The organism is Streptomyces sp. NPDC034084, from assembly GCF_055575535.1.
Window position 1 is genome coordinate 582,956 of sequence record NZ_JBVISK010000001.1, and the last position, 12,807, is coordinate 595,762.

A 12,807-nucleotide genomic window follows, 5' to 3' on the forward strand; every position below is an offset into this window, starting at 1 on the left:
CCGCACCCGCGGAACCGGAAGGCGATCGGCCACGTCCGACCCAGCATGCGGGGGACACAGAGACACATCCTGACCATCGTCGTCGCGCTGCTGGCGCTCCAGCTCGGCTCGCTCGTCGCACCGGCCTACGCCTGCGGCTGCGGCGCGATGATCCCGGACAGGTCCGAGCGCATCGGCGTCGACCGGGAGGAGTCGGCCGTCCGCTGGGACGGGCGCACCGAGACCGTGGTCATGCGCTTCCACGTCCACGGCACCGCGCGGCGGGCCGCCTGGATCATGCCGGTGCCGAGCCGCGCGGACGTCACCCTCGGCGAGCCGGCCCTCTTCGACGCGCTGGAATCACTCACCGCGCCCGAACAACGCGACCGGCACTACTTCTGGCCGCGCGAGGGCGACTGGCCCTTCGACAGCGCCTACGGCGACGGGGCGGTCGGCGCCGCCCCGCCCGGCGCGGGCACCGGCGTCGGTGTCGTCGGCCGCGAGCGCCTCGGCCCCTTCGACGTCGCCCGGCTCACCGCCACCGACCCCGGGGCCCTCGGCGACTGGCTGCGCGCCAACGGCTTCGAGCTGCCCGAGCGGCTCCCCGGCGCGCTCCAGCCCTACGTCGACCGGAAGTGGGAGTACGTCGCCGTCCGCCTGGCCCCGCAGGAGAAGGACGCGGCCCTCCACGGCGAACTGACGCCGCTTCGGATCGCCTTCGCCTCCCCCGAGCTCGTCTACCCCATGCGGCTCTCCCGCCTCGCGCGGACACCCCAGACCCTCGGCCTGTACGTCCTCGCCGACCACCGGATGGAGCCCCGCTCCCCCATCGGCGGCGACCGCCCCGAGGTGACCTTCGCCGGCCGGATCGAGGGTGACGAGAGCGCCGCCCTCGCCGGACTCACCGGCGGCGCCCCGGTGCATCTCACCGCCCTGGAGCAGAGGTTCCCCCACCCCGAACGCATCGACGACGACCACCGTCTGCGGACCGTCGCCGACACCCCGTACCGCCAGGTCGAGTACACCGACCGGCTCCTCACCGTCGCCGGCGGCATCCCGGTCTGGCTGCTGACCGTGGGCGGCGGCCTGCTGCTCGCGGCGGCCGCGGCGCTGCTCGCCGTACGGGTGAAAAGGCGGAGCCGCGCCGTGGACTCCGGTGTACGTTCGCCCGCATGACGAACCCTCAGTGGACCGCAGTCGACCAGTACTTCGGCGAGACGATCGCCCCGGACGACGAGGCGCTCACGGCCGCGCTCACCGCCTCCACGGCGGCGGGCCTGCCGGAGATCGCCGTCACCCCCAACCAGGGCAAGCTGCTCCACCTGCTCGCCGGGATGCAGGGCGCGCGGAAGATCCTGGAGATCGGCACCCTCGGCGGCTACAGCACGATCTGGCTTGCCCGCGCGCTGCCCGCCGACGGCCGGCTGATCACCCTGGAGTACGACCCCGCCCACGCGGAGGTCGCCCGCGCCAACATCGCCCGCGCGGGACTCGACAAGACCGTCGAGGTCAGGACGGGCGCGGCCCTGGACAGCCTGCCGCAGCTGGAGACGGAGGCCGCGGGCCCCTTCGACCTCGTCTTCATCGACGCCGACAAGGCCAACAACCCGCACTACGTGGCATGGGCCCTGAAGCTCTCCCGTCCGGGCACGGTGATCATCGTCGACAACGTGGTGCGCAACGGCAGGGTCGCCGCCCCGGACCCGGACGACCCGGCCATCACGGGCACGCGCGAGATGTTCGACTTCATCGCCGGCGAACCGCGCCTGGACGCGACGGCCGTCCAGACGGTCGGCACGAAGGGCTACGACGGCCTGCTGCTCGCCCGCGTGGTCGGATAGACCGGGCGCTCCTTCCGCTCAGGGGGACTGGACCGCCAGCCGGTGAAGAGCGGCAGCTCACCCGCCCCGCCGAGCACCACGACCCCGAACGGCCGGTCGAACGCGACCCGCTCCACACCCTTGGGGCGGGGCGGGACCGGCCGTGCACCGGCGCACGGCAGCTCGACGACGGTGACCCCGTCCACGTACCAGCCCCACCCGGCCGGAATCCGCTGCCGCGTGGTCGGTACGGGCCGGGTGCCGCCGTAGCCGTCGGTGAAGGGCTCGTCGCGGGTGAGGGGGCCCGGGAAGGCGACCAGCCAGGATGCCTGGAGGGCGAGCGCGTCGAGCAGGACCAGGTCCTCGGAGCCGTCGAGGTCGAGGGGCAGCCGCTCGATCCGCCCGCCGGTGCCTCCCGCACCCAGGCGTCGAGCTCCCCTCGCAGGGCGGGGAGTTCACCCATCGACAAGTCGTCCGTGGCCCCTGACACCCTTCGCGTCACGGACGCCCGAGCCGTGGGTCATATCCTGCCCTCCATGAGCATCGTGAAGATCAACGTCCTGACCGTGCCGGCCGAGCAGCGTGAGGTGCTGGAGCAGCGGTTCGCCTCTCGGGCCGGGGCCGTGGAGGGGTCCGACGGCTTCGAGTGGTTCGAGCTGCTGCGGCCCGTGGAGGGCACCGACCAGTACCTGGTGTACACGCGCTGGCGCAGCGAGGAGGACTTCCAGAACTGGATGAACGGTTCCATGAAGGCCGCCCACCAGGGCGGTGGCGAGGGGGGCGAGCGGCCGAAGCCCGCCGCGTCCGGCTCCACCCTGTGGTCCTTCGAGGTCGTCCAGCAGGCCTCGCCGAAGTGAATTCGGCGGCGAGCTCCGTCGTGCGGGTCGCACAATGGCCCGCATGACCTGGACCTTCTCCCCCGAGCGCGTCGACACCCCGGACGCGACGGCCCTGCGGCGCGACTACTACGACGACGTGGCCAGCCGCTACTGGAAGCGCCCCGCGACCGAGGCCGAGATAGACGAGGGCCTGACGAACGACGGGGTCGAGTTCCTGACCCCGCCGACCGGGCAGTTCCTGGTGGCCCGGTTCGAGGGGAAGCCGGCCGGCTGCGGCGGGGTCCTCATGCTGGACGAGGAGCGCGCCGAGCTGACCCGGGTCTTCCTGCGGCACGCCTTCCGGGGCGCGGGCGGCGCGGGCGCCCTGCTGCGGAGCCTGGAGGAGGCGGCGCGCGGCCTCGGCGCCCGCCGGATGGTCCTCAACACGCGGCTCGACCTGGTCGAGGCACGCGGCCTGTACACGCGGCACGGGTACGCGGAGATCCCGGCGTACTGCACCGGCCCGTACATGGAAATCTGGTACGGCAAGGCGCTCTGAGGCCCGGGGCGGCGCTCAGGCGTGGTGGTCGCGGGGCGGCTCGGGCGTGTGGGGGCGTTCCCCGTCCGAGCCGCTCAGCTCGGCCGTGAGTTCCTCCACGAGTTTCACCAGGTCGGTGGGCCGGTCGGGCCCCCACCAGTCGCCGAGGAGTTCGGCGAGCGAGTCCTCCCGGGCCTTGGCGAGTACCGTCGCGGTCCGTACGCCGTCCTCGGTGAGACTCATCTGGATCCCCTCCCGGACGACCAGGCGCCGCTCCTCCAGCTGCCGGGACGCCTCCGTGATCGCCCGCAGTGGTACGGGGGTGGTCTCGGCGAGCCGGGCGGGTTCGACGGTGCCGTGGCGGCGGATGCGCAGCAGCATCCAGCTCGCGGCGGGCAGCAGGTCGAGCCCTGCGCGCGCGGTGATCTTCACGTAGATCGCCTTGCGGCCCTCCCTGGAGCCGAGGAGGGACAGGGCGCGGGCGCACTCGTCGTACGAGGAGCGCTCGACCGGGTTGGAGGCGAGCGTCTGGCTGGTGTCGGGCGCGGTGACCGAGGCGCGGAGCTTGTCCTCCTTCAGGAACCAGGCGACGACGAAGGCGACGAGGACGACGGGCGCCGCGTACAGGAAGACGTCCGTGATGGACGTGGCGTACGCGTGCAGCACGGGTGGCCGCAGCGCGGGCGGGAGCTCGGCGATGGCGCGCGGGTCGGCGGCCACGCGGCCGGGGCCGGTGCCGGGCGGGAGCTGCGTACCCGCGCTCGCGAACACGTCGTCGAGTTCGGCGGTGAGCCGGTTGGTGAAGATCGTGCCGAAGACGGCGACGCCGAAGGAGGCGCCGATGGAGCGGAAGAAGGTGGCTCCGGAGGTGGCGACACCGAGGTCCTCGTACGAGACGGCGTTCTGCACGACCAGGACGAGGACCTGCATGACGAGGCCGAGTCCGGCGCCGAAGACGAAGAAGCAGACGCTCATCGACCAGGTCGAGCTGGTCTCCGTCAGCTTGTGGAGGAGGAGCAGGCCGAGTCCGGTGAGGGCGGTGCCGGCGATGGGGAAGACCTTCCAGCGGCCGGTGTGCGAGACGATCTGGCCGGACCCGGTCGAGGTGATCAGCATGCCGAGGACCATCGGCAGCATGTGGACGCCGGACATGGTCGGGCTGACGCCCTGGACGACCTGGAGGAAGGTCGGCAGGTAGGTCATCGCGCCGAACATGGCGAAGCCGACGACGAAGCTGATGACGGAGACGAGGCTGAAGGTCCGGATCCGGAACAGCTTGAGCGGCAGCACGGGCTCGGTGGCCCGCCGCTCGACGGACACGAACCACACGAGGAGTACGGCTCCGAGGACGGCGAGCCCGATGATCTGCGCCGAGCCCCACGCCCAGGTGGTGCCGCCGAGGGAGGCCACCAGGACCAGGCAGGTGGCGACCGAGGCGATGAGGAAGGTGCCGAGGTAGTCGATCGTGTGACGGGTGGGCCGCACCGGGATGTGCAGCACGGCGGCGATCACGAAGAGTGCGACGACCCCGATCGGCAGGTTGATGTAGAACACCCAGCGCCAGGAGAGGTGCTCGGTGAAGAGGCCGCCGAGCAGCGGGCCGAGGACGCTGGTGGCGCCGAAGACGGCACCGAAGAGGCCCTGGTACTTGCCGCGCTCCCGGGGCGAGACGAGGTCGCCGACGATCGCCATCGACAGGACCATGAGGCCGCCGCCGCCGAGGCCCTGGATCGCACGGAAGGCGATGAGCTGGGGCATGTTCTGGGCGATGCCGCAGAGGGCCGATCCGATCAGGAAGACGACGATGGCGCCCTGGAAGAGCTTCTTGCGCCCGTACTGGTCGCCCAGCTTGCCCCAGAGGGGGGTCGCGGCCGTGGACGCGAGCATGTAGGCGGTGACCACCCAGGAGAGGTGTTCCATGCCGCCGAGCTCGCTGACGATGGTCGGCAGGGCGGTGGACACGATGGTCTGGTCGAGGGCGGCGAGCAGCATGCCGAGCAGCAGCGCGCCGATCGCGACGAGGACGGTGCGGTGGCTCTGTCCCTCCCCCGGCGCCGGGGCGTCGCCGAGCTCGGACGGGCGTGTGTCCTGGGCCATGGGGTCTCCGTCTCCGTCTCGTCGCCGTGAACCGCTCCTCCATCCTGATCCGAATGTCCCGTTATGGCCTGCGGAAGGGCACAGCCGTTCGCCCTTCGGAGAGGGCTGGGCTGCATAATCGCTCGCAGTTGTCTCGGGGAGGGGACCCATCATGACCGGACACGTCTGTCCTGAATGCGGTGTACACAGACCTGGCTGCGCCTGCGCCCGGGCGGCGGAGCCGACGACCGCCGAGGACTTCGATCCCCTACGGATCAGGCCGTACGTGACGCTGGAGGGGCCCGAGGGGTCGCAGACTCCGGAGGGGCCGTACGGGGCGGGGGCGGGGTCGGGGTCGGGGGGCGGCCCGGCGGGGCCGGACGGCGCCGGGGCCGGGCCCGAGGCTTGGGCCGCGCGGCCGTACGAGGTGGGGGCCGGCCCGGCGGGGCCGGAGGCCGGGGCCGGGGTCGACCCGGCGGGGCCCGACGCGCAGCCGACCGCCCAGCTGTCCGCGTACGCGACGGAGGATCCGCCGACCACCCGGCTGGCGGCGATCCACCCCGAGCGCGGCGCCTCCACCGAACAGGTGGTGCACCCCGGCATCGCGGGCGACCCCTCCGAGACGATGCCGCTGCTGCTGCGCGGCATCGGAGACGTACCACCCCGGGCGGGCACGCGGGCCCGGGGCCGCAGGCGCGGCGCGGTGGTCGCGGCGGTGGCCGCCGTCGCCGTCGCGGGCACCGCGGCCCTGGCGGCGGCCGTCCTCGGCGGCGCGGAGGAGACCGGCGACCGGGCGGCCGTACCGGAGGTGACCACGAGCGCGTCCCTGAACGTCGCCGTGTCGGAGGCGCCGTCCCCCTCCTCCGAGACCCCCGAGCCGACCACCTCCTCCCCGACCCCGCACCGTACGTCCGCGTCGCCGTCCCCGACCCCCACCCCCTCCCCGAGCCGGACCGGCGCGAGCCCGAGCGCGTCGACGAGCGCGGTGGCCCCTCCGGCCGCGACCTCCTCGGCCGCTCCGACGACGACCGCCGCGCCGACGACGGCCACGCCGTCCTCGCAGCCGCCCCGTGAGACCGAGGAGACGGTGGTCACGCTGAGCATGGGCTCGACGGGCGAGGAGGTCGTCGAGCTCCAGGCGCGGCTGACGCTGGCGGGGGCGTACCACGGAGAGGTGGACGGGGTGTACGACCAGGAGGTCTGGCGCGCGGTGAAGAGCTACCAGTCCTGGATGTACATCGAGGGCGACCCGAAGGGCGTGTACGGCCCCCACACGCGGGAGGCCCTGGAGCGGAGCACCTGGCTCTAGACCCGGCCGGCGCGGCCGGGCGTGGTCGCGCCGGCCGTGCGGACCCCCGGCACCGGCGGGCCCGGGCCGGAAGACCGGTCCGGCGGACGGACCGGCGGACGAACCGGCGGACGGACCGGCGGACCGCCCCGGAAGACCGCCCGGCGGACCGGCTGGCCAAGACGGCCCCAGGTTTTGTATCGTGCAAGAACAAAGTGGCCCCGCCCGCACTCCCTGACCGGTGGGCGGGACCACTTCGTTCTCCGCGCCACCCCTTCTGGAGACCCGATGCCTGCCCCCACCCCGGCAACGCTCACCGCCCGCGCCCTCCTCCTCGACATGGACGGCACCCTCGTCAACTCGGACGCCGTCGTCGAACGCTGCTGGCGCCGCTGGGCGGACCGGCAGGGGCTCGACGCGGACGAGGTGCTCAAGGTGGTCCACGGCCGCCAGGGGTACGCGACGATGGCCGTCCTCCTCCCGGACCGTCCGATGGCCGAGAACCACGCCGACAACCGGGTGATACTGGCCGAGGAGACCGCCGACCTCGACGGGGTCGTGCCCGTCCCCGGCGCCCCGGCGTTCCTGGCGGCGATCGCGGGCCTCCCGCACGCCCTGGTGACCTCGGCGGACGAGGCGCTCGCCCAGGCCCGGATGGGCGCGGCGGACCTCCCGATGCCGGAGACCAGGATCACCGCCGAGTGCGTGGGCGCCAGCAAGCCGGATCCCGAGGGCTTCCTCAAGGGCGCGGCGGCGCTGGGCTTCGAGCCGGCGGACTGCGTGGTCTTCGAGGACTCCGAGGCGGGGATCCAGGCAGGCCGCGCGGCCGGCATGCGCGTCGTGGGCGTGGGCCCGCGCGCGGCGGCCTTCGCGCCGGACGTGCACGTCGACGACCTCACCCGGCTGCGGTTGGAGCCGGCGGGCGACGGCCGGATCACCCTGACCACCTGACGTAACCCCGCACCCCTCCCCTCGCGCGCGGCCGGAACTCCCGGCCGCGCGCGAGGCGTTTTGGGGACCCCGCTCCCGACGCGGGCGGAATCTGGCGCTCCATCAGAAGCGTCACACCCCTTGATGTGACGTGTCCATGTCGCCACCCTGTTACCTGGCGCACCACCCACGGAAACCTTGCGCCGCCACGATGACCGGGCCCACGCCCGGCAGCCAGTGGGGACGGAAGTAGCCAAGGTCCCCTCACATCAAGGGAGTTCACATGCCCATCGGCAAGATCTACGCGCGTCGAATCGCCGTACTCGCCACCTCCGCCGCCCTCACCGTCACCGGCCTCCTCGCCACCGCCCCGGCCGCGCAGGCCGCCATGCCCACCCCGGTCAGCGCCGCGACCGCCCGCACCTACCTGGCCGCCCTCACGGTCAAGGCGGAGGGTTCGACGTCGGGTTACAGCAGGGACCTGTTCCCGCACTGGATCACCCAGTCCGGCACCTGCAACACGCGCGAGACGGTTCTCAAGCGGGACGGCGTGAACGTGGTCACCGACTCCAACTGCGCCGCCACGAGCGGCAGCTGGTACTCGGAGTACGACGGCGCCACCTGGACCCTCGCCTCGGACCTCGACATCGACCACATGGTCCCGCTCGCCGAGGCCTGGCGCTCGGGCGCGAACTCGTGGACCACCGCGCAGCGCCAGTCCTTCGCGAACGACCTCACCCGCCCGCAGCTCATAGCCGTGACCGACAACGTCAACCAGGCCAAGGGCGACCTGGACCCGGCGAAGTGGCTGCCCTCGCGAACCGCGTACCGCTGTACGTACGTCCGGGCGTGGGTGCACGTGAAGTACTACTGGAACCTCAGTGTCGACTCCGCCGAGAAGAGCACCCTGCAGTCGATCCTCAACGGTTGCTGAGGCACGACTTCCTGACTGAACGTCATCCACGGTCGCCACGGGTTGCGCCTTGCCATCCACTCCCCGATGACCGAATGTTGAACTTGCAAGTAATAGTGAGGGGTGCCTAACCTTACGGCCTCATCGGTTTACGTCCCCCGCGCCCCGTCCCCCCACGGACGGGGCCAGGCCGAAGGAGTCCCACCCCCATGACCGCTCCGAGCACCACCCCCACCACGAGCCTCACGAGCCGCCTGAACCAGGCCCAGCCCTACGCACTCGGCCTCTTCCGCATCGTCGTCGGCCTGCTCTTCGCCTGCCACGGCGCCGCCTCGCTCTTCGGCGTCCTCGGCGGCAGCGCGGTACCGGCCGGCACGTGGCCGAGCTGGTACGCGGCCGTCATCCAGCTCGGCGCCGGCGTCCTGGTCCTGGTCGGCCTCGGCACCCGGATCGCCGCCTTCCTGGCCTCGGGCTCCATGGCGTACGCGTACTTCAAGGTCCACCAGCCGGAGTCGCTCCTCCCGCTCCAGAACGGCGGCGAGAGTGCGGCCATGTTCTGCTGGGCCTTCGCGCTCCTGGTCTTCACGGGCCCGGGCGCCCTCGCCCTGGACCGCCTCTTCGGCACCGGTGAGCCCACGACCACGAAGCCCCGCGAGGACCAGCCGGGCGCGCCGGTGGCAGCCTGAGGCACCACAGAAGGGCCGGAAACCACACCACGGTTTCCGGCCCTTCTTGGGCTGGGGGGCGGACGGGGGCGCATCTCGGCCAAGGCCAGGCGCGGCCGACCCGGCACGACCGGAGCGAGGCCTGTGGCAGGGCCGAGGCCACCCCCGCCCCGCCCCTGCTCCCGGCCGGGGGCACCCGGGCCGGGGCCACCCGGACCGGGGCCACCGGAGCCCGCCGCCCCACCGGCGGCAGGTCCCCCTTCCCCGCGTAGGCTCTGGCCCGTGAATCTGCTCGACAGCCTGGGCTCGCTGCGGTCGCTCACCGCCGGGCCGTGGATCTACCCGGCGGTGGCGACGTCGATCCTGCTCGACGTCTTCCTGCCCGTGCTGCCGAGCGGCTTCCTGGTGATCACCGCCGCCACGGCGGCGGCGACGGCCCCCGGGGTCTCCTCCGGCGTGCCGTCGCTCCTCCCCCTGCTCCTCTGCGCGGCCACCGCCTCGGTGCTCGGCGACTTCCTCGCGTACCGCCTGGCACTGCGCGGCGGGGCCCGGCTGGACCGGGCGATCGCCCGCTCGCGCCGCCTCTCACTGGCGCAGGAACGTCTCGGCACCGCGCTCGCCCGAGGCGGCGGACTGCTCGTGGTGCTCGCGCGCTTCGCCCCGGCGGGCCGCTCCGTGGTCTCCCTGGGCGCGGGCGCGTCGAAGCGCCGGATCGAGGAGTTCCTGCCGTGGTCGGCGCTGGCGGGCGTGACCTGGGCCTCGTACAGCGTGGGGCTCGGCTGGCTGGGCGGTCAGTGGCTGGGCGCGACCTGGTTCAGCGCGGGGGTGTCGACCCTCGCGCTCTTCCTCGCGGGCGGCCTGGCCGCGTTCCTCATACGGCGTCCGGCTGCGGCTCCCGCTCCCGCGTCCTGACGGCGCCGGGGTGCGCGCCGCGCACCTCCAGGCCGTCGAGGAGTCTCGCGGTGGCGTCGGCGATCTCGTCCACGGCCCGCTCGAAGACCTCGCGGTTGTGGGCGGCGGGGGCGCGGAAGCCGGAGACCTTGCGGACGTACTGCAGGGCGGCGGCGCGGATGTCGTCCTCGGTCGCCTCCTCGGGCAGCGCGGGCGGGCGGAGCGTCTTGATGCTGCGGCACATGCCTCCAGTGTGACGCGCCCCACTGACAACCGCCGTCACCCACCGACGCCTGCCGTCACCCACCGCCAACCACAGTCCTCCGAGCCGTCCACCGTCACCTGCGGACATCTGCCGTAACCCACCGGCACCACCCCTCTCACCCGCCCAGCCCGCGTCTGCTCCGGGCGTTGATCTCCGCGGTGCGGGCGCGCAGCTCGTGCAGGGGCGTGGCCGGATGGACGTCGGCGGCCTCCGCCTCCCACTCCGTACCGCCGTGGACGGCGCGGATCCGAAGGCGTCCGGAGACGCTCTCCACATAGAAACCGACCCGCCCCGTGGCGGTGTCGCGGACGAGGTCACCGACCTCGGGCAGTGGCTGCACGCATCCCTCCGTCCCGGACCCTGAAACATGGGGAGACTCAGGGAAGCGCGGCGACCCCGCCCTGTCAACGTATCTCTAGAGATGTCGCCCGATGGATGGATCGACCGGCCGGGACGGCGAACAGGCGGGCACGCGGGCCGGGGGGCGCGCCGTAGGGTGTGCCGCAGATGAAGGGAGTGGTCCACCCGTGACTGACCAGGACGGCGCTCGCCGGGCCAAGTACCAGCGCATCGCCGATGAGTTGAGGACAGCGATCCGGTCGGGCGCCTTCGCGCCGGGCGACCGGCTCCCCGGCGAGAACGACCTCATGACGACCTACGACGTGGCTCGGATGACAGCCCGCCAAGCGCTGTCCGTGCTGCGTACGGAAGGACTCGCCGAGGCGCGCAAGGGCGCCGGGGTCTTCGTCCGGGCCTTCCGTCCGCTGCGCCGCCGGGGCATCCCGCGCCTCGCCGGGGAGCGGTGGGGCAACGGCCGCTCGGTCTGGTCGGCGGACGTCGAGGACCGGGAGCTGGTCGTCGACCAGATCGAGGTGGGCGAGACGGAGGCGGGCGAGCGGGTAGCTGAGGTGCTGAACCTGCCGCCCGGGGCCCCCGTCTGCGTCCGGCGCCGCCGGTTCGTCCTCGACGCGAAGCCGGTGCTGCTCTCGGTGTCGTACCTCTCCGCCGAGCTGGTACGGGGGACGCCGATCACCGAGCCGGACACGGGCCCCGGCGGCACTTACGCGCGGCTCACGGAGCTGGGGCACCGGCCGGTGCGTTTCCGGGAGGAGATCCGCTGCCGGATGCCGACGGCGGAGGAGTCGGACCGGCTGGCCCTGGAGTTCGGGACGCCGGTGGTCCTCATCGGCCGCACGGCCTTCACGGGGCCCGGGGCGGCGGTGGAGCTCAACGAGATGACGCTGGACTCGTCGTCGTACGTGCTGGAGTACGACTTCGACGCGTGACGACGTCGAACCGCAGCCCGGGATCGGCGTGGACGACGTCGCCGGGGAACTCGGCGGCGGCCAGGGCGACGGCGTCCACCGGGGCGGTCCCCGGGCCGACGTGGGTGACGACGAGGCGGCCGGCGCGGGCGGCGGCGGCGCTCCGGCCGGCCTGCGCCGCCGAGTGGTGCCCCGGAGTGTCACCGTCGGCCTCGCAGACGAACAGGTCGCAGCCGTGAGCGAGTTCGACGAGCGCCGGGCAGGGTTCGCAGTCCCCGGAGTAGACGAGCGAACGCCCCTGGTCGTCCTCCACGCGCAGGGCGAAGGCGGGCAGGCCGCCGTGGTCGACGGCGCGGGACCGGAGGGTGAGCCCACCGACGCGGACGTGATGGCCGTCGTGCAACTCGCTGACGGCGAAGGCGCTTTCGACGGGACTGCGCCGGGGTCCGTTGGTGAGGAAGGCGGCCAGCCGGTCGGCGATGCCGTGCGGGCCGAAGAGGGGCACGGGCAGCGGGACGTCGAGGCCCGCGTACAACAGGGCGTAGAAGGCGGTGAGGAGATCGGCGCTGTGGTCGGCGTGCAGATGGGAGATCCACACGGCGTCGACCTCGCCGAGGGCAACGTACCGCTGGAGCTCGGCGAGGGACCCGGTGCCGGCGTCCACCCAGAGGCGGACTCCGCCGCCCTCGACGAGATAGCCGGAGCAGGCGTTGCCGGGCCGGGGGAAGGGAGTGGCGGAGCCGAGGACGGTGATTCGCAACAAGTCGCTGCCCATGCGCCGAGTCTAGGCCGAGCCGCCGACAACTGGCTGGAACATGTGGGGAGCAGGTGAAGAGCGTGCGTATCCTGTGTGCTCGCCGGGCCCCATCGGCGGGCGTCCGGCAGAGAACTGAGGGACATTCATGCATCGCGTACGCACGCTCGCGGCCCTGACCGCAGCCGCGGCTTCCGGCGTCCTCCTGCTGCCTTCGCAGGCGCAGGCGGCCGGCTCGGTCCACCTGTACAAGATCTACTACGACAGCCCGGGGACGGACTACCGTTCCAACACCAGCCTCAACGCCGAGTACGTCCAGATACGCAACACGACCGGCGCGGCGGTCAACCTGCGGGGCTGGACGCTGACGGACGCGGCCAACCACAAGTACACCTTCGGCAACTACACGCTCGGCAAGGGCAAGATCGTGACGGTCCGCACGGGCCGGGGCACGAACACCGCCGCGAACGTGTACCAGAACCGCGCCGCGTACGTCTGGAACAACGACAAGGACACGGCGACGCTGCGCAAGTCGAACGGCACGAGCGTCGACACCTGCTCGTACAACTCGACGCGAGTCGACTACAAGTGGTGCTGACCCGGCA

16 protein-coding genes are annotated in these 12,807 nt (G+C 72.9%); 11 read left to right on the forward strand and 5 right to left on the reverse strand.

The window, feature by feature from the left end:
* The first annotated feature begins 45 nt into the window (after positions 1 to 45).
* Both ACZ51I_RS02635 and ACZ51I_RS02640 read left to right on the forward strand, forming a co-directional pair.
* Positions 46 to 1,155 (forward strand): DUF2330 domain-containing protein, encoded by a 1,110-nt coding sequence (locus ACZ51I_RS02635; RefSeq protein WP_468871022.1) that lies wholly within the window; start codon positions 46 to 48, stop codon positions 1,153 to 1,155.
* Positions 1,152 to 1,820, forward strand: coding sequence for an O-methyltransferase (locus tag ACZ51I_RS02640; protein WP_468871024.1), 669 nt, complete (start codon positions 1,152 to 1,154; stop codon positions 1,818 to 1,820). Before ACZ51I_RS02635 ends, ACZ51I_RS02640 begins: the two co-directional genes overlap by 4 nt.
* Here ACZ51I_RS02640 and ACZ51I_RS02645 read toward each other — a convergent pair.
* Entirely contained in the window at positions 1,784 to 2,224 is a 441-nt protein-coding gene (locus tag ACZ51I_RS02645) for a serpin family protein (RefSeq protein WP_468871679.1), read from the reverse strand. The two genes, ACZ51I_RS02640 and ACZ51I_RS02645, sit on opposite strands and share 37 nt — an antisense overlap.
* Positions 2,225 to 2,335: 111 nt before the next feature.
* On the opposite strand from ACZ51I_RS02645, the gene ACZ51I_RS02650 reads away from it, so the two are divergent.
* Both ACZ51I_RS02650 and ACZ51I_RS02655 read left to right on the forward strand, forming a co-directional pair.
* On the forward strand, positions 2,336 to 2,656 hold the full coding sequence (locus ACZ51I_RS02650) for an antibiotic biosynthesis monooxygenase family protein (protein WP_030688139.1): 321 nt from the start codon (positions 2,336 to 2,338) through the stop codon (positions 2,654 to 2,656).
* A gap of 34 nt (positions 2,657 to 2,690) precedes the next feature.
* Positions 2,691 to 3,176, forward strand: a complete 486-nt coding sequence (locus ACZ51I_RS02655) for a GNAT family N-acetyltransferase (protein ID WP_468871025.1) — start codon at positions 2,691 to 2,693, stop codon at positions 3,174 to 3,176.
* A 15-nt stretch (positions 3,177 to 3,191) separates the two neighbouring features.
* Here the strand turns inward: ACZ51I_RS02655 and ACZ51I_RS02660 are convergent, their stop codons facing one another.
* On the reverse strand, positions 3,192 to 5,252 hold the full coding sequence (locus tag ACZ51I_RS02660) for an MDR family MFS transporter (protein WP_468871027.1): 2,061 nt from the start codon (positions 5,250 to 5,252) through the stop codon (positions 3,192 to 3,194).
* A 265-nt stretch (positions 5,253 to 5,517) separates the two neighbouring features.
* Here ACZ51I_RS02660 and ACZ51I_RS02665 point away from each other — a divergent pair, with 265 nt between their 5' ends.
* The 5 genes from ACZ51I_RS02665 (at position 5,518) to ACZ51I_RS02685 (ending at position 9,939) form a co-directional block, all read left to right on the forward strand.
* Positions 5,518 to 6,540, forward strand: coding sequence for a peptidoglycan-binding domain-containing protein (locus ACZ51I_RS02665; RefSeq protein WP_468871028.1), 1,023 nt, complete (start codon positions 5,518 to 5,520; stop codon positions 6,538 to 6,540).
* A gap of 267 nt (positions 6,541 to 6,807) precedes the next feature.
* On the forward strand, positions 6,808 to 7,470 hold the full coding sequence (locus ACZ51I_RS02670; RefSeq protein WP_468871030.1) for an HAD-IA family hydrolase: 663 nt from the start codon (positions 6,808 to 6,810) through the stop codon (positions 7,468 to 7,470).
* A 268-nt stretch (positions 7,471 to 7,738) separates the two neighbouring features.
* Positions 7,739 to 8,383, forward strand: coding sequence for an HNH endonuclease family protein (locus ACZ51I_RS02675; RefSeq protein ID WP_468871680.1), 645 nt, complete (start codon positions 7,739 to 7,741; stop codon positions 8,381 to 8,383).
* A 188-nt stretch (positions 8,384 to 8,571) separates the two neighbouring features.
* Entirely contained in the window at positions 8,572 to 9,048 is a 477-nt protein-coding gene (locus tag ACZ51I_RS02680; RefSeq protein ID WP_468871031.1) for a DoxX family protein, read from the forward strand.
* Between the two features lie 261 nt (positions 9,049 to 9,309).
* On the forward strand, positions 9,310 to 9,939 hold the full coding sequence (locus ACZ51I_RS02685) for a DedA family protein (RefSeq protein ID WP_468871032.1): 630 nt from the start codon (positions 9,310 to 9,312) through the stop codon (positions 9,937 to 9,939).
* Here ACZ51I_RS02685 and ACZ51I_RS02690 read toward each other — a convergent pair.
* On the reverse strand, positions 9,899 to 10,162 hold the full coding sequence (locus ACZ51I_RS02690; protein ID WP_468871034.1) for a DUF2277 domain-containing protein: 264 nt from the start codon (positions 10,160 to 10,162) through the stop codon (positions 9,899 to 9,901). The two genes, ACZ51I_RS02685 and ACZ51I_RS02690, sit on opposite strands and share 41 nt — an antisense overlap.
* Before the next feature lie 136 nt (positions 10,163 to 10,298).
* Positions 10,299 to 10,523: a hypothetical protein gene (locus tag ACZ51I_RS02695; protein WP_468871036.1), complete on the reverse strand. Its 225-nt coding sequence runs from the start codon at positions 10,521 to 10,523 to the stop codon at positions 10,299 to 10,301.
* Positions 10,524 to 10,710: 187 nt separating this feature from the next.
* On the opposite strand from ACZ51I_RS02695, the gene ACZ51I_RS02700 reads away from it, so the two are divergent.
* Positions 10,711 to 11,469 (forward strand): GntR family transcriptional regulator, encoded by a 759-nt coding sequence (locus ACZ51I_RS02700; RefSeq protein ID WP_468871037.1) that lies wholly within the window; start codon positions 10,711 to 10,713, stop codon positions 11,467 to 11,469.
* On the opposite strand, the gene ACZ51I_RS02705 is transcribed toward ACZ51I_RS02700, so the two are convergent.
* Complete coding sequence (locus tag ACZ51I_RS02705; RefSeq protein WP_468871038.1) at positions 11,411 to 12,223, reverse strand: MBL fold metallo-hydrolase; 813 nt, start codon at positions 12,221 to 12,223, stop codon at positions 11,411 to 11,413. The genes ACZ51I_RS02700 and ACZ51I_RS02705 overlap by 59 nt on opposite strands.
* Positions 12,224 to 12,350: 127 nt before the next feature.
* Here ACZ51I_RS02705 and ACZ51I_RS02710 point away from each other — a divergent pair, with 127 nt between their 5' ends.
* The gene (locus ACZ51I_RS02710) at positions 12,351 to 12,800 is read left to right on the forward strand and encodes a lamin tail domain-containing protein (RefSeq protein WP_468871040.1); all 450 of its coding nucleotides are present in this window, start codon (positions 12,351 to 12,353) and stop codon (positions 12,798 to 12,800) included.
* The last annotated feature ends 7 nt before the right edge of the window (positions 12,801 to 12,807 follow it).